Annotated in this window: 14 protein-coding genes; 3 read left to right on the top strand and 11 right to left on the bottom strand. The window is 62.9% G+C overall.

Going from position 1 to position 21234, the window contains the following annotated elements; genetic code table 11:
* Positions 1 to 32 precede the first annotated feature (32 nt).
* The 4 genes from HMPREF1136_RS06225 to HMPREF1136_RS06210 all read right to left on the bottom strand — a co-directional run bounded on the left by HMPREF1136_RS06225 (position 33) and on the right by HMPREF1136_RS06210 (position 9637).
* Positions 33 to 818 carry a WecB/TagA/CpsF family glycosyltransferase gene (locus HMPREF1136_RS06225; RefSeq protein WP_009648483.1) on the bottom strand — a complete coding sequence of 262 codons (786 nt, stop codon included), beginning with the start codon at positions 816 to 818 and terminating at the stop codon, positions 33 to 35.
* Positions 819 to 822: 4 nt separating this feature from the next.
* Complete coding sequence (locus HMPREF1136_RS06220) at positions 823 to 4293, bottom strand: fibrinogen-like YCDxxxxGGGW domain-containing protein (protein WP_009648480.1); 3471 nt, start codon at positions 4291 to 4293, stop codon at positions 823 to 825.
* Between the two features lie 227 nt (positions 4294 to 4520).
* Positions 4521 to 8033 (bottom strand): fibrinogen-like YCDxxxxGGGW domain-containing protein, encoded by a 3513-nt coding sequence (locus HMPREF1136_RS06215; RefSeq protein ID WP_034505171.1) that lies wholly within the window; start codon positions 8031 to 8033, stop codon positions 4521 to 4523.
* Positions 8034 to 8149: 116 nt separating this feature from the next.
* Positions 8150 to 9637: an oligosaccharide flippase family protein gene (locus tag HMPREF1136_RS06210; protein ID WP_009648476.1), complete on the bottom strand. Its 1488-nt coding sequence runs from the start codon at positions 9635 to 9637 to the stop codon at positions 8150 to 8152.
* A 59-nt stretch (positions 9638 to 9696) separates the two neighbouring features.
* Between HMPREF1136_RS06210 and HMPREF1136_RS06205 the strand changes: the two genes are divergently transcribed.
* Positions 9697 to 10341 (top strand): hypothetical protein, encoded by a 645-nt coding sequence (locus HMPREF1136_RS06205; protein ID WP_034505169.1) that lies wholly within the window; start codon positions 9697 to 9699, stop codon positions 10339 to 10341.
* Here the strand turns inward: HMPREF1136_RS06205 and HMPREF1136_RS06200 are convergent.
* The 7 genes from HMPREF1136_RS06200 to purU form a co-directional block, all read right to left on the bottom strand.
* On the bottom strand, positions 10262 to 11776 hold the full coding sequence (locus HMPREF1136_RS06200) for an O-antigen ligase family protein (RefSeq protein ID WP_009648478.1): 1515 nt from the start codon (positions 11774 to 11776) through the stop codon (positions 10262 to 10264). The two genes, HMPREF1136_RS06205 and HMPREF1136_RS06200, sit on opposite strands and share 80 nt — an antisense overlap.
* Positions 11773 to 13110: a glycosyltransferase family 2 protein gene (locus HMPREF1136_RS06195; protein ID WP_009648482.1), complete on the bottom strand. Its 1338-nt coding sequence runs from the start codon at positions 13108 to 13110 to the stop codon at positions 11773 to 11775. The genes HMPREF1136_RS06200 and HMPREF1136_RS06195 overlap by 4 nt, the downstream gene beginning before the upstream one ends.
* Positions 13107 to 14495, bottom strand: coding sequence for a membrane protein (locus HMPREF1136_RS06190; RefSeq protein ID WP_009648485.1), 1389 nt, complete (start codon positions 14493 to 14495; stop codon positions 13107 to 13109). The genes HMPREF1136_RS06195 and HMPREF1136_RS06190 overlap by 4 nt, the downstream gene beginning before the upstream one ends.
* Positions 14492 to 15400 carry a glycosyltransferase family 2 protein gene (locus HMPREF1136_RS06185; protein WP_009648475.1) on the bottom strand — a complete coding sequence of 303 codons (909 nt, stop codon included), beginning with the start codon at positions 15398 to 15400 and terminating at the stop codon, positions 14492 to 14494. Before HMPREF1136_RS06185 ends, HMPREF1136_RS06190 begins: the two co-directional genes overlap by 4 nt.
* Positions 15393 to 16163, bottom strand: a complete 771-nt coding sequence (locus HMPREF1136_RS06180) for a CDP-alcohol phosphatidyltransferase family protein (RefSeq protein WP_034505167.1) — start codon at positions 16161 to 16163, stop codon at positions 15393 to 15395. The genes HMPREF1136_RS06185 and HMPREF1136_RS06180 overlap by 8 nt, the downstream gene beginning before the upstream one ends.
* Entirely contained in the window at positions 16160 to 16657 is a 498-nt protein-coding gene (locus HMPREF1136_RS06175) for an adenylyltransferase/cytidyltransferase family protein (protein ID WP_009648479.1), read from the bottom strand. Before HMPREF1136_RS06175 ends, HMPREF1136_RS06180 begins: the two co-directional genes overlap by 4 nt.
* A 324-nt stretch (positions 16658 to 16981) precedes the next feature.
* Positions 16982 to 17836, bottom strand: coding sequence for a formyltetrahydrofolate deformylase (gene purU, locus HMPREF1136_RS06170; protein ID WP_034505165.1), 855 nt, complete (start codon positions 17834 to 17836; stop codon positions 16982 to 16984).
* Between the two features lie 568 nt (positions 17837 to 18404).
* Between purU and HMPREF1136_RS10900 the strand changes: the two genes are divergently transcribed.
* Both HMPREF1136_RS10900 and HMPREF1136_RS06165 read left to right on the top strand, forming a co-directional pair.
* The gene (locus HMPREF1136_RS10900) at positions 18405 to 19772 is read left to right on the top strand and encodes a hypothetical protein (RefSeq protein WP_009648484.1); all 1368 of its coding nucleotides are present in this window, start codon (positions 18405 to 18407) and stop codon (positions 19770 to 19772) included.
* Positions 19773 to 19912: 140 nt separating this feature from the next.
* Positions 19913 to 20419 (top strand): GNAT family N-acetyltransferase, encoded by a 507-nt coding sequence (locus tag HMPREF1136_RS06165; RefSeq protein ID WP_009648481.1) that lies wholly within the window; start codon positions 19913 to 19915, stop codon positions 20417 to 20419.
* The last annotated feature ends 815 nt before the right edge of the window (positions 20420 to 21234 follow it).

Below are 21234 nucleotides of genomic sequence, written 5' to 3'. Positions count from 1 at the left end.
CGCCTCAGCGAGCATCACTTACGCCGCGCGCATCACGCCTGCGACGCGTTCTTCTCCACGACGAGGCCCAGCTCGTCGAAGGTACCCATGGCCTCAAGGCGACGAATCAGCTCAGGCCAGTGAGCAATGAAGTCCAGAGCCTCCACCGTGTAGCGCTTCGTCAGGCGCTTGGGTTCGTGCGCGATGCGCCACGCCCAGCCCAGGCGAGCGTTGTGGACCCAGTCGGGGAAGTAGTCATCGGCTGCCTTTGCATACTGGTCGATCCAGCCGCCAGCAGTACACACAGACGCCTGGGGAACGAGGTCCCGCGCGACGGAAGCGACGACTTCCTGCAGACCAGCTCCGAGTCCGACAATTACCAGACGAGGATCGAAAGACGAGAGCAAACTCGGGTTCACCTTGAAGCGGCGGAGGCCGTCGTATCCATCGATAACCTGGACGTCAAAGCGACTGAGGCGCTCAGCTGCAGCACGCCCGGCCTCAGGAACGGCACCGATCAGAGTGATGCGGGTTCCATCATCGAGGCGGGAAAAGACGTGGGGCAGAACAAGGTCGGCGGAGGTGCGTTCGATCTCGTGCCCGGCACCGCGCAAACGCATTTGCAGGAGGGTCCCATCGAAGCCGACAGTGTCCATGCGCGCGAGCGCGCGGAAGTCGGCGTGTAGCAGGGACCAGTGATTGAGCCAGGTGGTCGCGTGCCCACGGCTGAGCACGCGCTGGGCCATAGCAATGAAAGCAGGGTCGGACGTGTTGGCACCGACCGCGCTGGCGGCCTCGTTCGTGTCGAGACCGCCAGCGACGAGCGACTTGTCAGTCATAGTCCTACCTTAGCAGGCTTGCCTTCAGGTCGAAGGAAACTGAGACGGCACCAGCGTAGTTGGCGTGCTCTTCGACCGCGATGCGGTTAACACCGTCCTTGAGAACATCACGCGGGACGGACACCGTGGCAAGATTCTTCTTGGCTGCGCCGAGGGACACGTTGGACTTGGCGTTGGTGTTGTTCGTGACGGTACCTTCCGGCATGTTCACGCGCTTTACTTCGGTTCCGTTGACGTAGATGACGGCGCCGTCGTCGACGCGAACGTCGAGGGTAAGCTCGAAGTCAGCGCTGATGGTGCCCAGGTTCACGTCACGGGCGAAGTAGGTTGTGATGGGTCGCTCGGAGGCGGCGAGCACGAAGGGGGTAGCGGCGTCGCGGTCGCCCCAGCCCAGCGGGCTGGCTCCGTGCTTCCACTTTGACAGGTCGGCAGTAGAGTTCCACGCGGCGTCGGGAGCGTCCTTGGAGTTCCAGTAGTTCCAGTACTGTCCGGTGGGCAGGAACTCACCGAAGTTCACGCCGGATACGTCGAGTACCTCGAGGGGCTGATCGGGATCCGGGGTGATTGGCTTGTCCGGGTCGGGCTGCGGCGCGGGTTCCGGCTCGGGTTCGGGCTGCGGCTCGGGTTCGGGCACATCAGCCTTTGCCACGACCTGGACGGTGCCGTCGATGGTCATCGAGGAGCTGGACCGGTAGTTGAGGTGTGTCTCGACGGCCAGGGTGTTGGTTCCAGCGACGAGCTGGGACGCGGGGACGAAGACCAGCTGACGGTCGGCGCGCGCGGAGGCGGTCGTCACGGAGGCGGACGCGTAGGTTCCGGCGGTGACGGCACCATCGTTCATGCGCTGGCGTACGATCACGGTGCCGTTGACGTAGACCACGGCACCGTCGTCGGCCGTCACCGCAACGTTCACGCCGCCGATGGCAGTGGGGTCAGCGACAGTGAAGGTGGTGCGCGCGTAGGTGGTCAGCGGGCGGGTCTTGGGTGTGCCGGGCTTGAGCGTGGTGCCCAGGTCGGCTGCGCCGTAGCCGATGGGTGCGGTGCCGCGGCTCCACGAGGAGTCGTCGTACGAGGTCTGGGCCCAGTCTGCGGGCACGGCGTCGGTCGACCAGTGGTACGCCCAGGTGGCGTCGTCCTCAACGAGGATGGTCGAGTCGTCGGGCTGGGTCGGCTGGCCGTTGGCGTCGACTGTGTAGGCGTGGGTCGAGGCACCTCGCAGGCCGTCGGAGGCGACGGCGCGCACGAAGAAGCGGTTATTGCCTCCCAGGGGCACGGTGATGGAGGTCGAGGTCGTGGTGGCGATTGTGCGATCATCGCGCAGGATGTCGTAGGACTCGGCACCGGGCACGGACGACCACTTGAGGGTTACTTCCTTCGCGTTGCCGTCGGAGGCGCGCAGATTGGCGGGCACGGCGGGGGCGGTGGCGCTGCGTGCGGGCATGCGCACCCAGCCGCCGGACCACTGGCCGGCCGTCTTGGAAGTGTAGGAGAAGTTGAAGTCACCGCCGGCCCACAGGGCTCCGTCATCACCCATTTCGAGGGCCCAGGCACCAGTGGAGCGCAGAGAGGACAGACGGTAGGGCGTCCAGCCGATCTGGCGACCGGTGGCCTGGTCCCATCCGCCGACCCACTGGATCTCGTCGGCGCGCGTCCATGTGTCGCCGAGGGCGAGGTACTGGTAGGCGTCCTGGAAAGCGTAGTCGGAGCAGTGGCAGGAGCCGTAGACGACGCCGGTCGCAGAGGCAGTGGTCGCCTGCAGGTCGCCGCCGTTCTGCATGGTGATGGAACCGGAGGTACGGGTCATGTCGGAGGTGTTGTAGCCGAACAGCGAGTGCTGGGAGCCACCGAAGTAGACACGCCCATTACCGACGGTGACAGCCTGCTGGTACTTGCCGATGAAGTAGGAGTGGCGGAAGGACCAGGACTGGTCGAGATCGGCTCCGGCCCCGGTGCCCAGACGGGCAGCATTTTCGGCAACGAGGTCGTGTGCACGAGTGAAGTGGCCCGCGGCGTAGTAATAGGAGTCGTTCTCGTCCACGTCGATGTCGATGACACTGCCGTTGAACTCGGGGTTCCAGGAGCGGTCAGGCTTGCCGGACAGGTCCAGGCGGGCACCGTTGCGGGCGTACACGGAGGAGGAGCCGTTACCCGTCAGGTGCGTGAACGCGCCGCCCAGGTAGATATGCTGGCCGATGACCTTTGCAGCCTTAACGGTCACGACGGACGCGTTGCCGTTGCGGATCTGCAGGTCCCACGAGGGATCAATCTGGCCGGTGGCAGCGTCGATCAGGACGGTTCCGACGTGGGTTTCACCGTTGACCTTGGTGAAGTCACCGACTGCCAGCAGCTTACCGCCGGGCAGCTCGACGAGGTCCTTCACCTGGTTGTTGAAGTCGAAGGTCTGACCGTTCCAGTCACCGGTGGTGGCATCGAAGGCTGCCAGGCCACGGCTGGTGGTCTCCGAGCCGTTCTTGCCCTTCTGCACGCCGGTGAAGTTACCGCCGACGTACATGGTCGAGCCGACCTGTTCGAAGGCCTGGACCTGAATGCTTCCCTCTTGGATGGAGCCGTTGAGGTTACCGGTCACGCCCCACGTCGTGGGGGTCGCATATTCGGAGACCGATGCCTTCTGGGTCTCTGCGGCAGTGCCGCCGTCACCGATGGCGCGGAAAGAGGAGTCCGTGGAGCTCAGCTCGGGACGGATGTAAACCTCCGCGTAGGGATTGATGATGGAGCCGTTGCGGTGGAAGAACGACGTCGAGGAGGAGGTGTCGTACCAGGAGGACGCGAGGGGACCATAGCCGAAGCCCATCGTGTACTGGTTCTGAGGAGAAGCGTTCAGGTTGACGTAGCCCCAGCTGGTGTTCGTGCCGAAGCCTGACCACACGATGCCGCCGTTGACCCACCACTCGCGGTTGAACTTGACGTTGACGGGGTGGGCGCTCTTGAAGGGCCAGATGAAGTCACGCATCTTGGGGAACTGCATGCGCACGGTCTGGTAGGCGCTGCCTCGGTGGTTCCAGGCACGCTGGACCATGACTCCGTCCGGGAGGTCAGAAACTTTGGTGCCTCCGAGCAGTCCGTTGACGGTCTCGTGGGACGCCTGGACGACCTCGAAGTCGCCGGGAGTGCGCGGGCGGGTCTGGAGGCGAGTCTGGTCGCCATTGCCCTGGCTCCAGGTTTCCCAGCCTTCACGGCCGCGACCGATCATGACCCAGCCGCCGCCATCCGTCGTCTGGTCGCAGAAGAACTGGCCGGGGGCATCCATTGTGGCCGTCTGGAGCCAGTAGGTGCCGTCCGACGAGCGTGGGTTGTTCTGTTTAATCTCCCAGCATGAGGCCGCAGCAGTTGCTTCGGAGAGGCCATCGTGGAGGGGGTCAACCGCCGCCTGAGCTGCGACGGGGCTGAGTGCAAGCACTCCGAAACCGGTTATTGATGCTAGGCCGAGGGCCAAGCAGCGGCGGATAGTCTTCATCGGATCCTCACTGGTATCGCATTAATGGTTACCCCTATAGTGTCACGAAAACCCATCACGCTCAACCATGTGGTTAGCCAAAAACGAGAGTGTTCTACCACATACGAAGGAGCCCTCGCCAGAACGGCGAGGGCTCCCCCTGTCAACAGGAATATATGAGGTAGGTCAAACTACTCAAACTAGTCACGACATCACCTCAACCTGCATGAAGCGACACGACGTTCGCTCTATTTGGCCATTGTTGCGGACAAATCAAAGGACATGGACGGCGTGCCCTTGTAGTTGATATGTTCCTCAACGCCGATGCGATTCACCCCAGATGTCAAGTAGCTGGCAGGAATCTTCACCTCGAGCAGATCGGAGGCCGCCTGGGGGGCAGTAACCGCCGCATTCGCGTACGTGTCGTGGCTAATGTTGCCAGGCGACATACGCTTCGTGTCCACGACCTGTCCGTTGATGCGCAGGACGACGCCGTCGTCTGCACGCACCTTGAAGGTGAGGCTGGTATTGGGGGTGATGGTGCCCAGGTCGATGTCACGCGCGAAGTAGTACGTGACAGGGCGATCCTTCTTGGCGATGTCCAGGCGAGTGACCGCGTCCGAGTCTCCCCATCCGATGGGGCCTGCACCGCGCGACCAGTCCGCCAGGGATGCGGTCGTTGCCCAGTCAGTGGCGGGAGCTGCCATGGCGGTCCAGTAGTTCCACTGGGTGGAAGCCGAAGGGATGATCTCGCCATTCGTCATGGCGCTCACGTCGATGGCCTTGGTGGCGTCCTCAAGGTTTGCGGGCGCTGAGGGTTCAGTGTGGGGAACCGGGTCCGGCTCGGGTGCGGGCTGTGGCTGCGGCTTCACATCGTCGTCCCCGGAAGCCGAATCGGGTGTTCCGTCGACGCGGGTCACGGAGGCCCACATGCCCACGGTCGCACTGCGCGTGTAGTTCACGTGCGTTTCGACTGCGATGACGTTGTCGCCGGTGGTGAGCAGTGAGGCCGGTACGAAGACCTCGGACAGGGAGTTCGAGGCCGCGCTGTAGCTCGGTGCGGCGTTGGCTCGCGTCGTGTAGCTCACGGCACCTGCGTCGATGCGTGTACGGTCGACCTCGGTGCCATTGACGTAGACCACGGCACCGTCATCAGCCAGGTACTTCACGGTGACACCCTTGAGCGCCTTGGCGTCGGCGACCGTGAAGTGCGAGCGGAAGTAGGAGGTCACGGGGCGCGCGATGTTCGACTGCAGGACGGTCGCGATGCTCGGGTCGCCGTAGCCGAGCGGGGCGGTACCGGTGGACCACTGGGAGTCGTCGAACGAGGTCTGTGTCCAGTTCTCGGGGGCGGCGCTGTTGAGTGCGCGGTAGCTCCAGGTGGCACCAGTTTCCAGCAGAACGGGGTTGGCGGGATCGACCTCGCCGTCGGCCGGGGGCACGTAGACGGCGGTGGTGGCGGAGCGGTTGCCCGCAGCGTCAACGGCGCGCACGAAGAAGCGGTTGTCGCCGCCGCGCGGGACCTCAACACTGGCCGAGGTCGTGGAGGCGATCGGGCGATCGTCGCGCAGGATCTCGTAGGAGACGGCGTCGGAAACGCCTTCCCAGGCCAGGGTGACGGACGAGGCCGTGGAAGCGGTCGTACGCACCAGCGTCGGGGTCTCGGGGGCTACATTGTCGCGGTTATCGTAGCGGGCGAAGCCACCGTTCCACTGAGTCCGCGAAGCGTCGATATGCGACAGGTCGAAGTCGCCGCCAACCCACAGGTTGCCGTTGGTATCGGTCGTGAGCGCCCACGCACCGGTCTTGCGCTTGGAGGAGAGCTCGAAGGGGGTCCAGTGCAGGTTTTCACCAGTGGTGGCGTCCCACGCACCCACCCACTTGATCTCGTCGATACGAGACCAGCGGTCGGACACGGCCCAGTCGTACTTGTCCTGGTAGGCCCCGTCAGAGCAGTGGCAGGAGCCGTAAATGACGTTCTTGGAGGAGATGGTGCTGGCCTGCATGTCGCCGCCCATGCTCATGGTGACGGTGCCGGAGGTGCGCGAGTTCGTGCCGGTGTCGTAGCCGAACAGGGAGTGCTCGGAGCCGCCGATGAAGACGCGGTTACCGCCGGTGGCGATGGTCTGCTGGTACTTGCCGGCGCTCACGGTGGAAGGTTCGAAATTGAATTCGAAGTCCTGGGCGGCACCGGGCTGGGTCGAGAACTTCGCCGCGTACCATGCACGCTCGGAGCCGTGTGCACGGGTGAAGTGTCCGCCGGCGTAGAAGGCACCGTTAGCCTCGCTGACGCCCACGGCCTGAACGGAGCCGCTGAGTTCCGGGTTCCAGCTGCGGTCGGGGCGCCCGTCGAGGGACACGCGGGCAGCGTTGCGCCCGTAGACCTTTGAGGAGCCGCCGCCACTCAGGTGCGTGAAGACACCGCCCAGGTAGACGTTGCCGTCGTAGTAGTCGAGCGCGCGCACGCTCACCTGGCCGCCGTTCAGCGCGTTAGTGATCGACAGGTCCCACGAGGGGTCGATCTGGCCGGTGGAGGGGTTGATGACGACGGTGCCGATGTGAGTCTCGCCGTTGACGCGCGTGAAGTCGCCGGCCACGAGGAGGCGACCATCGGGCAGCGGCAGGAGGGCCTTGACCTGATTGTTGAAGTCGAAGGCCTGGCCGGTCCAGTCGCCGGTGTTGACGTCGAAGGCCGCCAGGCCGCGCGACGGGTTCTCGGAACCGTTCTCGCCCTGCTTGACGCCGGTGAAGTTACCACCCACGTACATGGTGGAGCCGACCTGCTTGAGGGCCTGGACTTGAATGGATCCTTCCGCGTAGGAGCCGTTGATGTTACCGGTGACGCCCCACGAGGTTGTGGCCGCGTAGTTGGAGACGGCGCGGCTCACGGTGGAACCAGCCTCGCCCTCGTCCGGGATGCGGGTGAAGGCCGAGGAGTCGGAGGCAACGCGCGGACGCACGTAGGCCTCAGAGTAGGCGAAGACCGTCTGGCCGTTCTTGTGGAAGAAGGAAGACGCAGAACTCAGGTCGCCACCCCAGTTTCCGGCACCGATGCCGTATCCCCAGCCGACAGTCCAGCCGGTGCGCGCCGACGGGTAGACCTGGAGGGCGTTCCACCCCTGGTCGTAGCCGAGGGTATTCCACAGGAGGCCGGAGACGGGGCTGGCACCGTCCATCGAGATGCTCACCGGGTGAGCCATCTTGAAGGGCCACACGAAGTCCGTCATCTTGGAGAACTTCATGTCCAGCTTCTGGTAGGAGCGGCCCGAGGCGCTCCACGAGCGCAGGACGCGCACGCCGTCCGGCTGGTCCTTGACGTCCTCATTGTTGAGCAGGCCGTTGACAGCGTCGTTGGAGAGCTGAACGACGTCGAAGGCCGACTGGTTACGCTCGCGCGTTGCGAGCTTGGCCGGATCGCCCTTGCCGCCACTCCACGGCTCCCAGCCTTCGCGGCCACGACCGATCATGACCCAGCCGCCGCCATCTGTGGTCTGATCACAGAAGAACTGAGCGGGGGCGTCCATCGCGGGGGTCTGGAGCCAGTAGGTGCCGTCCTGAGAGTTGGGATCGCGCTGCTTGATGTCCCAGCACGAGGCCGCCGCGGTGGCGGCGCTCAAACCGTCATGAAGGACGGTTTGACCAGGAGAAACGGGAGGTGGATTGCCATCATCTGCGTGCGCCATCGGGGCGAACGCAAGCGATGCACACGCGATAATCGGTGCAGATGCAAGGGTTACAAGGCGCGAAAGTGCGGAAGCCATGACACGGCCTTTCAGCGGGACAATAATCTTGTTGCACTAATGATTACACAACAAGGAATAGTCCATCAACCGGCCGGTCAAGTCAAACCTTCACAGGTGCCTCATACACCCCTTCCTTACCCCCGTTTTTTCTTTGCCAAGGACCCAAGTCCCGAGAGATGGAGCCGATCCCGAAAAGCCCAACAAACACAAGCGAAAACGAGGACCGAGAGGGCCGACCCAGCGACCATCCCGACGAAAGAATCGCGCCCGCACAACCATGCTATACAACCACCAGGAATTGCGGCAGATGCGCCCACAACAAGGATCGGCTTGACCACTTCAGAGATTTTCGGTGTCACACCGATGAAGCGCGACACCTGAACGGTCGCCATCACAGCGTCAAGCACCATGCAAAACGCCCAAACCGCCGCAGCTGCGACCATACCTCCACGAGGAATGAAAATGACGTTGCCCACAACGTTCAGCGTCAGCACCACAACCTTGTTCACGGCCGCCCACCCAGAGCGCCCACTCATGATGAGCAGCGAGTGAATGTTGCCCGCCATGAAGGTCACGATAGAGCCGATGCACAGGACAACGAGCACGTTCGCGCCCGGCGCGAAACCATCACCGAGGATCCTCATGAGAGCCGGAGCGTAGATCGCCATGAGCGCGTAGATCGGCGCGGCGAAAAGCACCAGCCAGATAGAGGCCGTGCCGTAGAGGTCGCGCAGCTCCTTGATGCGCTCCTGGTGCAGGAGCTTGGAGAACTGCGGAGAGACGACGACGCGCAGGGCCGTATCGACGACCATGCCCGCCTGAATGAAACGGATCGCACCGCCGTAGATACCCGAGGCAGCATCGCCCGCGAGCAGGCCGACCAGCAGGACGTCCAGCCACTGCAGGGCCTGCTCGAGACCGGCAGTCAGGGTGCGAGGCAGCGCGAAGGAGACGACCTGACGACGACGCTGCACACTCGGCCAGCGCCCCTCAGAGTCCGCCACCGACGGCATGTGCCGCAGCAACAGCCACCAAGATGCCACCAGCACCACGACGAAGGGCAGGGCCCACGCGACTGAGACGAGCGCCAGAGAACCCGTCAGCGCGGCCGCCAGGGCCACCAGAAGGGGACGCAGGCCCGGCAGCAGCAGGTTCTGGACGAGCACGTACTCACGCATGTTACCCAGCGCCCGCAGCGCGGCGGACGCCACGAGCGTGAGTGCACCGATCGGGACGAACCAGAGGACAGCGCGGGTCGCACCCGACACCTCAGCATTCCAGATCAACGGGGCCACGGCCTCGAGAACGAGGACGCACACGGTGGACACGCCCACCGTCATCGTCGCCATAAACGACAGGGTTGCGCGGATCTCCTGGGGCGCATCCAGGGACAGGCGAGGCATCAGGTAGATGGCCGTGGAGTCCAGGCCAACCTTCGCCAAGGCCATGACGATGGCGAACACGCCCGTCGCCTGCGTGACGACGCCCGCGCCGGTCGCGCCCAACATGCGCGAGAGAATGATCGTGAAAGCGAAACCCAGGATGGCCGAGGCCATGGCTCCGACGAACCCGACGATGCCCCCGCGAGCGAGGGACCGCCTGGCTTGATTTGCCTCACTCATGATTAACCTTCCCGCTACCACGCGGTAGCCTTTCCCTATAACCGATCGATGGGAAACACATGAACTTCATCAACTCTCTCTCCCCCACCCGCAAGAAGGGCCTCGTGGCAGCAGCGATCCTCCTGGTCATCGCGCTCGTCATCGTCGTGGTACTGCGCCTGACGGGTTCTTCCGACACTGAGACCACCGCAGCCTCCGGCGTGCAGAGCGTGGGTCCCGGCCAATCCGACGCCCCGCAATCCATCGCCAAGACCATCACGCCGCAGTCGGCGGGTCCCGCCAACGCAAACGGCGCGATGGAGACGGCCACCGAGGCTGGCGACCAGGCCTCGTACATCCTGACAACCCTGTACGACGCGTACACCGATCCCGAGCAGGCCCAGGCGACCGACCTGTCTTCCGTGCTCACCGAGTCCGCGCTCGAAGAATTCGATGCGCAGGCTGTCGAATGGGCGAAGGAAGGCCTGCACTCCGAGGGCACGCCAACTGTCGAAAACCCGCAGGTCATCGCCGATGACGGTGCCGGAAACCTCACCGTGTCGGCCTGTGTGGACTCCTCCTCCGTGCGCATCCTCAACGACGCGGGGACGTCTTTGACGGACGACACGACCATGACCCGCGCCCTCACATACTTTCAGTTTGTGAAGGATGGTCAGAACTGGAAGCTCTCCGGTGTCTCCTTCCCCGACGACCCGACCTGTTGAGTCGTTCGAGCATCCGAGTGGAGAAAGCCCCGTCGTTCGCGGCGGGGCTTCCCCATTCGCCCAGACGCACGGGAGCCGCGGCGCGGACCGTACCAGCAACGGAACCGGGCGTGGGTGTACCGGCTTGTACGGCGGCCACGCGCAGCGGGTCGTTCTCTTCTTCCAGGTGACGCGACAGCAAGGCGGCAGCGACGACCGAGAGCATCAGGCCCGTGTTCATGCCGTAGTAGAACTGCTCGACCAGGGTGGCCAGCATGATGCCGCCCAGGATCGAACCGTAGACATCCTTGGCCCGCCAGATGCGCGGGAACATGCGCAGGAAGAACAGGATGAACAGGAAAATGCCGACGAGGCCGTAGGAGAAGATGACGGTCCAGAACTGGCCCTGGGTGCCCAAGGCTGGCAGCCAGGACGACGCCGAGGGGCGAGGAGCACCAAATCCCAGGAACGGCGATTCAGCAAGCTCGTCGAGGGTCTCCAGGTAGTTCGACGCACGGTCCGCGGTTGAGGAGGATTCCTGGAGACGGTCGAACAGGGACTTCGAGGCGGGCGTGGATAGCCAGGCCACCACAGCGACGACGAGGGCCCCAATGATGCCCACAACGGTGCGCCACGCCCCGGCGCGCAGGCGCTGGAAACCGACCCACGTCACGATGACGATGAGGCCGATATACATGCCGCGGTTGAGCGTTGCTGCCGCCGGGATGATCGACAGCGCGCACACGCCAACAACGATGAAACGATATGTCGAGCGCTCGCGCCACAGCACGTACGCAAAAATCAGCGCGAGCGGGAAGATCATCGAGTACACGTTGCCGTACGTATTCGCGTAGATGAACGGCGCGGAGGGACGCGGGTCGGACAGAATCCACGACGACGGGTTCCACTGGGTAGTGGCGCGCTTCGTGAACTCCTTGACGAAGTCGTTGGCATGCAGGGGCTTCGGCACCAGGTAGTACATGAGCGTCTTGAAGCGCAGCTCGGGCCACGCCATGGCGATGAAGCCACCAATCGTGGTCGACAGGAGAAAACCCCACATCGTGCCCACGATGACGCGCACGCTCAGCGTCTTACGCGCGTTGTACGCGTAGACCGCGAAGATACCGGGAGCGAGCTGGAGCAGGAAGCGGTAGAACGCGCCAATGACGCGCCCGCCCGAGTCGAGCATCGACATAGACGCCAACACCCACGCCAGGAAAAACATCCAGATGATCGTTCCGGGCGGGAAACGCAGACCGCTTCGGCCAAGCATCAGCACGAGCATGATGATCCCGAAGAACGGCCACATCAGGTCGCCGGAGCCCAGGACCCACCACAGCAGGTACATCGAGTAGGCCGCGACGAAGGGCCACGCCGGCAGGTCCTGCGCGTCCTCCCGCAGCGGCCCGATGCGCGCCGGTGGCGGCTTCCTCCAGATTCCGCGGCCCCAACTCACGCGCTCGTGTTCCCTTCAGGAGTGCCACGTTCCTCGGACGAGGCCGGGGCTGCGTCAGCGTTGTTCTGCGCGGTCGCGTCGGCCGCCGGCTCGTCAGCCGGGTGGAGCGGGGCGAGCCTGTTGCGCTTGCGCGAAGACAGGTAGAGGAAGGGGCCCTCCAGGAAGCCCTTGATTTCGGACCTGGTGAGCGAACCGGGCGTATCGTCATCACGGCCGGCCACGCGGGCACCGCCGGGCTTGATGCGCTTAAGGATTCCGGGAATGCGTCCCACGAGGGTGCACAGGACCGAGGGCTTCTCGATGATGGCCTTCGTCAGCAGAGCGGCCATGCCGGAGCCGTTGCCGCGAATCTGCTTATCCAGGCCGGCCTCGTCGACGCGGTGACGATGGTGCACGAGAGCGTCAGGCGTGTGGATGATGACGTCGCCTGTGGCCAAGATGCGCGCGAACATGTCGAGGTCCTCGCCGCCTCGCGTCGAGGTGCCAGCGCCGAGCGCGGGGTCGAAGGGGCCGACCTCCATGAGGACGTCGCGACGCATGGCCATGCAGACGCCGGCCCCCACGCGAGCCGTCGTGATCGGGAAGAGCGGGCCTCCTTCACCCTTTTCACCCAGCACCTCCAGGCCCTCGGGCATGTCGCCCGCGCACCACACGCGGGGCTTCATGTCCTTGGGGAAGCCACCGCGCGATTCGAACCAGCGCTGAGGCTTGTAGCGTTCCTCCAGCGGCAGGGCGATGCCGGTGGTGGCAGCTACGTACGGCGATGCCGTGAAGGGGTCGATCATCGCGGTCAGCCAGTTGGGGTCGACGATCGCGTCGTCGTCGGTGAAGACGATGACCTCGCCGCGGGCGGCCAGCACGCCGCGGTTGCGGGCGCGCGACAGGCCGGGACGCGAGGCGGACACGATGGTCATGCGTGTGTCGTCGATACTCGCGAGCTTCTCGCGTGTCTGGCCGGTCTCGGGGGCGTTATCCACGACGACCAGGGTGAAGCGATGATGCTTTTGGGCCAGAATCGCGCGCACCGCAGCCTCGAGCATGTCGCAGGAGCCGACCGTGCACATGATGACCGTGGCGTCGACCTTCGCGCCGGCACCTTCTTCCCATCCGCGCGGGGACGCAGCTTCGACTGCGGCGACGCGCGCCGAGTACTCGGGGTGAGCCGTCCCCTCGATCTCAATGAAGTCGGAGTTACGCCCATTGTCGCGCACGAGAACGAGCGCGCGGGGGTCCTTCGGGTCACCCGAAATCAGCTGGGTGACGCGGGCGGTGCGGTCAACGTGCCAGATGGACGCTGCCTGATCGTCGACCACCAGGGTCTCCTCGGCACTCATTTCTTATCCTTCGAATCGGTGGAGTCGTTCTTCTTGGACGCCTTGTTGTCCGACGTCTTCTTGGGGGTCGGCTCGGAGCTGACTTCTACCTTGCGCAGGATAGCCGTCTCCTCCGGGGACGGGTCCGCCACGACCTCGTCCGTGGGTTCGATCACCTGAGCGACGGGCGCAGGCTCAGCCAGGTCCTCGGCCCCGGCCGTCACCGTGCCATCCAGGTAGAGCATGCCGTTCACCTCGCGGTTGATGATGGCCAGCTCGTTGAGGAGGGCGTGCAGCTCCTTGAGGTCGTGGCCCTTACGCACGGCGATGAGCACGTGGCGGGAAGGACGGACCTCGTCAAGCAGGGAGGCCAGGGGCTGGTAGATGTCGATCAGGCGAGGCGTCGGCACACGAGTCTCGGCGAGCGAACGCGACAGGACGCGGTGCAGCTGACGGGACTCCGCGTCGGAGGCGTCAGTAATGAGGTCGACCCAGTGGTCGCGATCAATCGCCATCGCGAGCATACGGGTGGGAGCAAGCCACGGTTCGGGCGCGCCTTCCTCGGCGCTCCACACGGGCAGAGCCGTCAAGTCAGCCAGCTGCGTGGGCGAATCGAGGGTACGAGCGCGCGTCTCACGCAGAAGCATCAGCACCAGGCCAGCGAACAGACCGACGACCGTGAAAATGAGGATCAGGCGGGACTTCGCGGGCTCAACCGTGTCAGTCGAAGCATCGCCACTCGTGATGACGAGGCCGGCGGTGGCGTGGTAGGGCTCCAGCGTCGCGGCCTGTTCCTTCAGCTTGTTGATGTCTTCGGTCAGCTCCTTGGCGCGCGGGTTAGTGCTCACGACGTCGCCGTCCTCATCCACGACGGGGTTCAGGCTTTTGAGTTCGGCCTCCAAGGTGGCAATCTGCTCGTTCACGGCGGAGGCCATCTCGTTCGCGCGCTGCTCGACGAGGGCCGTACGTTCCTTGAGATAGGCGTCCGAGATCGCGTCAGCGGCCTTGACGGCCTCGGCGCGGGTAGGCGCGGAGTACTCGATCTTGACGATCGTGCCATTCGTGTCGCCCGACACCTCCATGTTCTCGCGCAGCTCGTCAGCGGTCGCCCCGCCGCCGATGGTCGCGGCCGCGGCGTCCAGGACGGCGGCGGACTTCGCGATTCCCTGCTCAGTCACCATGTCCGTCGTGTTCGACAGCGACGCACGAATCGCGGGCGCAGGCGTGAGCGTCGGCGACGTCACAGTCATCGACACCGTCGCGGAATGCGTGACAGGTATCACGAAGGCGGCGCCAACACCAAGAAGCATGCCAAACACAGTCCCCGCAGCGATCGTCCTCCAGCGACGCCCCAGGGCGTGACGCAGGATCTGCTGGCCGCCAGTCGGCGGAGGGGTGAGGATCATGAGTGTTCTCCTTGAAGGTTCGAGCGCACCCACGCGGCGCGCGCATTCAGCCGACGTTCGAGGACGCGGCGGGACGTTGCGGGTCGAGATGCAACCCCCTGAGTGTAGACCTGCACGAAGCGCTCAAGCTCACGCTCGGCCTTGTCACGAGGAAGAGAAACGAGGGAGACGAGGCGCGGCAGCTCCTGGCCCGTCAGATGCGCCGACAGCTCGGCGAAAGCCTGGGCCTGATCCGGATTCTTCCACGAGTCCGAGCGCCACGCCTTATTTCCCGTCACCTGCCCGGGGTGGATCCGATACAGCAAGCCCCAGGCGGCCAGGCGACGAATACGACCACCCGCGGACGCAACGCGCATCCACAGGTCATAGTCTTCAGCGGGAACAGCGCGGTAACCGCCGACACGGTCAATGATCTCGCGCGTCGCCAGCATGGTCGGGTGGCACACAGGGTTGGTGAGCAGCAGATGCCAGCCCATATCCTCGGGCGTGATCTCATAGGGCATGCGCGGCACCGGACGAGAGCCGCGCAATTCGATCATCTGCGTGAAGACCATGTCATCGCCACGTTCAATGGCGTGCATCGTGCGCTTGAAGCGCCCCTTCAGGGAGACATCATCGGCGTCCATGCGGCCAACCAGGCGCGAATCGGTGCGCTCCATCAGCTGAGTGAGGACGCGCGAGACGCCGCCCTCACCCGGGGTAATGTCTTCGATACGCAGGCGAGGATCGACCACTCCCCCGCGCGACGCGCCGCGGATGGCTTCGCCGACCGTCGAATCCGACGACGAATCATTGCCGACGACCAACTCCGAGTCCGTCGGCATGGCCGCCAGGGTCGAAGCCACGGCGCGCGCAATCGTGCCCGCAGCGTTACGCGCGGGCAGAATGACGGAAAGCTCAGGCACGACCGTCCCCCTGCTTCGCCGCGGCATCCAGGGCACGCAGGTCGCGGTAACGGCGACGCAGCGACATCGACGAGTGCGCGACGGCGACCACAGCCAGGAAAGTGTAAAGCACCATGAAAGGCGCGCCGAGGCCCCACAGCGCGAACGTCCAGCACACGACGCCCGGGTCGGTGGGCAGCAGGATGAACGAACGCAGATTGCCACCACGGGTCTGCTTGCGCCCGGCGGCACGCACGAACTGCTCGGCGAGGATCTGGCTCATGAACTGACCCGACGTCACCCACCCGTAAACGAGGGCAACAATAGCGAGCCACCAGGACTCGGGGCGATACACCATAACGGCGGCCGCCGTGCAGAAGTGAATCGCCGGGGAACGGAACGCATCCGCCACGTGGTCCACCCACTCCCCCGTCTTCGACGACGCACCGGTCACGCGCGACACCTGACCGTCCGCCGAGTCAAACATGAAACCGACCGCCAGGGACGTGCCCACGATCAGACCCGTCCACCACGCAGGTTCGAGCGCGACAAGGACGATGAGACCGAGCGTCGAGAAGCACACGGAGATGAAACTGACGAAATTCGGAGTCCAGCCGAAAGCTGCGCACGCCGCAGCGGCCACGCGCGCAGCCCCACGGTTCACCCAGCGCATGTACGCGGGAACACCCGCGCCCGGCTTCTGCGCAGCTGCCAAGGCCGCACGATACGTCGTGAAGCGAGTACCCCACGAAGCACCCGGCTCAAGCACCACTGGGAGGCTCACTGCTGCTCCCCTTCCGTCGCCTTGTCAGACTTGTCAGCCGAGGCCTCGTCACTAAAGTCCTCAGGCGCGATAAAGCGGCGCAGCTTCGTCGACGACGTCGACGGCGTGTACGGCAGATAGACGACGCGCGCGCCGACCTCCGCCATCTCCGCCTCAAGCTGAGCGCCCTTAGGAGTGCCCTTCCAATCATCGCCCTTGAAGAGCACGTCGAAAGGCTGGAGCCGCCACGCCAGGCGCTTATCCTGATCCAGGTCCACGACCACCGCATCCACGAAACGCAGCGACGACACGAGGTCACAGCGCTCCTTCAGCGGAATAACGGGCGCACGGCCCTTCATGCGGATCAGCGCCTCGTCAGAGGTCACGCCGACGACCAGACGATCGCAGCGCTCGCGGGCGGCGCGCAGGATGTTGAGGTGTCCCTGATGGAACATGTCAAAACCACCGGGAACGTAGCCGGTGACAGGAGCGTGTTGCTGAGTCGTTTCGTCCACGTAACAAGTGTGCCATTTATCAGACGGTCAACGCGACGCTTACCCGCTAAATGACCGAAAGATCACGTCTCAGCGTTGCAGGCAAAGTGACAAACGCATTCGCGGAAGCGCATGATCATAGGCAAATATGACCGCCTGGCCGCACATTTTCTTGTTACAGGACGCGACACGCCGGGAGGCCCTCACGCGACACTTTCACGGCGCTGCGACTGACATACGCGCAGATAGAGGGTGCCCACCGCGAGAGCCAGCCGCGGCCTCGTCGGTGGGCACCACACCTCAGCGGAGCACCGTGCCAGTGTTTGACACCACGCGTACCCGACGTCAGCGAGAGAAGACGACCGTGCGGTTGCCGTTCATGAGGACGCGCCGCTCCGCGTGGAAGCGGACGGCCTGGGCGAGGACGCGGCGCTCCACGTCCTGGCCGAGCGCCACCATGTCCGGCGTGGAGTCTGCGTGGGAGACGCGGGTGACGTCCTGCTCGATGATCGGCCCCTCGTCCAGGTCGGCGGTCACGTAGTGCGCGGTCGCACCGATCAGCTTGACGCCGCGATCGTGGGCCTGCGCGTAGGGGCGCGCGCCCTTGAAGGACGGCAGGAACGAGTGGTGGATGTTGATGACGCGGCCCTGCATGGCGCGGCAGACCTGGTCGGAGAGGATCTGCATGTAGCGGGCCAGGACGACAAGTTCCACCTTTTCGGAGGCGATCAGGTCGAGGAGCTGGCGCTCCGCCTGGGCCTTCGTGTCCTTCGTGACGGGGATGTTCAGGAAGGGGACGCCGTAGAACTGGGCGACGGGCGCCAGGTCCGGATGATTGCCGACGACCGCGATCACGTCAATGGGCAGGCCCTGCGTCTGCTGGCGGTACAGGAGGTCAGTCAGGCAGTGGCCTTCGCGCGACACCATGATGATGGTGCGCAGCTTGCGGCCCAGGTCGTCGACGCGGTAGGTTGCGCCGAATTCTTCGGCGACGCGGGCCAAGCCATCGTCGATGGGCGCGCGACCCTTCGGGGAGTCCACCTCAACGCGCATGAAGAACGTGCCCGTGTCAGGGTCGCCGAACTGCTGGGACTGGATGACGTTGCCGCCGGACTCGCCGATCACGCCGGTCACGGCGTGCACGATCCCGGGGCGGTCCGGGCAGGACAGGGTCACAACAAGCTGCGCGTTTTCAGTCATAGGGGCCAGTCTAGCCAGGTTCATACCCACGAACGAGGCCGGGGCAGGGTTTGCGGGAGATGCCACGGGGTTGCGGGGTGGGGTGGGATTGTTGCGGGGTGAGGCTGCATCGTTGTGGGCGTTGTTGCGGTCGGGGTTGTTGCTGGGCGGGGTTGCATTGTTGCGGTCGGGGTTGCGTTGTTGCTTGGTGGGCTACTGCCTGAGCGGGCACCGCCACGGTTTCACACACGTTTTACGAACAGCCAGGGCTAACGGCTAATTTCACGCGTCGGCGGTAGCCTTGCCCTTCAATCCGCACGTTAACCCGCTATTCCGAGCGTGGGCAGCCTCGCCCACGTACCGAACAGAGGGTTAGGCTGCGGAACAGCGGGTTGGCGCTCCGGGTGACAGGCCCAGGGCAGCACCCATCGGGCCCAGTTGCCACACACCACGCCATAGGACTGCGATGCCGCAGACCCCAACAGGGCATTCGCTTGACACCCCTGCTGCCTGAGCGTTCGTTGTGGGGCCAACTGCCTAGACAGGCTGCTACGATGCGAAGCAGTGAACCCAGAGCAAAGGAACCAGCATGGTCCCCGCCGACGATGAGCGAACGAGCGCCAACGAGCCCGAGGACAACACCTCGAGACAAAAGAACTTCCTCGAGAAATTGAAGTTCTGGAAGCGCTGCAAACAGGAAGACGACGAACCTGCACGACTAACCGCTATGCCCCCATGCCTAATGAAGTGGTGGACTCCACTGCTCATAGCGTTTGTCCTGTTTGTGCTGAGTTTTATCAGCGCATTGGGCTGGGGATGGCAATGGCATTGGCCATCATCTAACGCAATGAAGCTCTGTATGACGATCACCGGCGCAGGATTCGCATTCTCAGCCTGGCAGCAGAGGAACAGCGACAATGCGACTCGCGAACTAGAAAGAGCTACTGAGACTCTCTGGCACATGCGCAATACCGCGCACGAACTCCTCTCCGCAAATTCATATTATGATCAATACGAAGGAATCTGCAGATACTTCGAACTCGCAGACCAACTTAATAAAAGTATACAAAAAGAATCGAACACGACACGAATATTAAACAGCGCCATCCTCAGCGCACTTTGCGCACACATAAGATACTTAGGAGACCCCCTTCCCAACAATTTTGAAAATGAAAACGAGAGGGGAGAATTGCAGAACCTAATACTGAACAACATCCTTGAACGAATCAACACCAACCTCAAAGGCTACTGGGACGGAATGTCAATCAACTTAACAGACACCATATTCCTCACCCCCATTTCAATCACCAATTTTACAAGTAGTTCAATGATTCACTTCAATCATTCAACTTTCAACCATAAGGTAAATTTGGAGATTTTTCAAAAGGCGACATTGCTATGGAAATATGCCACCTTCCATTCCCAGCTCACAGTAACAGGGCAACCGAAGGGCACTAATAACGAGAAACCAGTATTACACCAAGACAACTTCCCAAGCGAAGTAAAACTTTGGCACTTTGAGAATATTGCACTCTGCATTTTAGAGGATCTACAACACCAAATAGCCCCAGGCGGGCCACTTCCTAACCAAGACTTTCCATTATTTAAAGAATGTAATTTCCTGCGACCAAAAGCAACACAACAACATCCAACTGATGTGTCAGCAGATGCAGATACCGATTTTTTTGATGAGCCAGAAACCCCAACTCCCCCAGATAATTACATTTGGGCGACAATCTCCTTTAATTTCGATCTATTGGATGAGAACGTCGACACCACTCTCTATTTCAAAAAATGCATATTTGGAAGACTAAGCACCTCAAACACATCGCACCTCTCGAAAACATATTTCACTCAATGTAAAATTACACAAGATAATGAGACAGACGCCAACAACATAGCTCCAGAGCACTTCAAATTCACTGACTGCGAATATTTTGGCCCATCCGACCGTTAGAATCTCTACAACTACCATATAGAAACCTGATAGTTCAGCGCATGATCAACCATTGAGTCAATCTCATATACTTATGCAAAATATTACATCTCCAAGGGCATTCAATGACAGGTTGCGACCTCAGGATATCTAGAGCTGTCATGCAGATTCGAATCGCATCTCCTGACGACCTCAAGTTCATCGAGGGCGCGTATGCGCATGCTCGGGCGTTCATGCAGGCAAATGGGAATGCGACTCAGTGGCCCGACGGGTACCCGGGCCGCATTGACGCTGAGGAAGACATCGCACTCGGACACTGCTTCCTCGTGTCCGACGACGAGGGGCCGCTCGCCGTCTTTTCTTTCGCTCCCGGGCCAGACGAGACCTACTCTAAGATTGTCGGCGCATGGCATTCCGAGGCTGAGTACCACGTCATCCACCGCGTGGCGGCGGTTCGCGGACGCGGTGTCGCTCGGGCGATCTTCAACTTCGCGGCCGCCCGCTCCGATCACCTGCGCTGCGGCACCCACGAGGACAACGCACCGATGCGACATGCACTTGAGTCCTTCGGATTCCGCGAGTACGGCACAATCATTGTCGCTAACGGCACGGAGCGCGTCGCCTACGACTGGCTCAAGGACGCCCCGGCGAGCACAGTAACACGCTAGGCTCGCCCCTTAAGCACTTGCCCAATAATCTCGCACGTAATTCCTAGACACCACAAATTTGCGGAACCCCAGAAAGCGCAGAATTTCAACGTTCCGATTTCAAATTCTGAAGAACGCTGAATAGAATTACGTGCGAAATTCATGAAGGCCGCACCCGTTAGGGAGCATTGCACCCGATCAGAGCGGGTGCAATGCCCACTGATGGGGTGCACGCCCTGATCGCAACACGCGATAGCGCGGATACACTTCAGGTCAGCGCGACCCCCGCCAACAGGTCCGACACTACGCACCATTTCACTGACCCGTGGCCGCTCACATGGTTCTCACCAAGGCGTAGTAGACATCAGGCCACAATAACGCTTGTTCCTAAGTGGTGTTACACCACTTAGCGGGGTATTACACTAGCTCGGAGCTAGTGCAATGCTCCCTAACTGGTGTAATGCCCCCTAACTGGTGCAGGGCTGCCCGGCATGGCTCGGCTGGAACCTTGTTGGAGCAGCTATGGGGCAAGCCTTGCCGCACGCAGGCTCGTTGCTCAGTAGCGTTGCACTACTTAGCGCAGAATTGCACTAGGTAGTAAGCAGTGCAATGCTCTGCTATCTAGTGCATTGCTGCAGCATCTAGTGAATCGCTCCATGACGCGGGGCTGCCGCGTGTCGCCAAAGCGCCACGGCCTCGCGGTTTCGCACGCGTTTGACGCGCGACAAGCCGACCCCTCCAGAACACCCCACCCCCGCACCGCCGGAACCGCGCCACACTCGCTGACGAATCTCCGCGCCCACCCCAAGCCACGACCCCATGGCCACCCGCCGCAC

This window comes from Actinomyces sp. ICM47 (assembly GCF_000278725.1).
Lineage (GTDB): Bacteria > Actinomycetota > Actinomycetes > Actinomycetales > Actinomycetaceae > Pauljensenia.
Note: the sequence above shows the minus strand (reverse complement) of the source record. Positions and strands in the feature narration are given on the sequence as shown.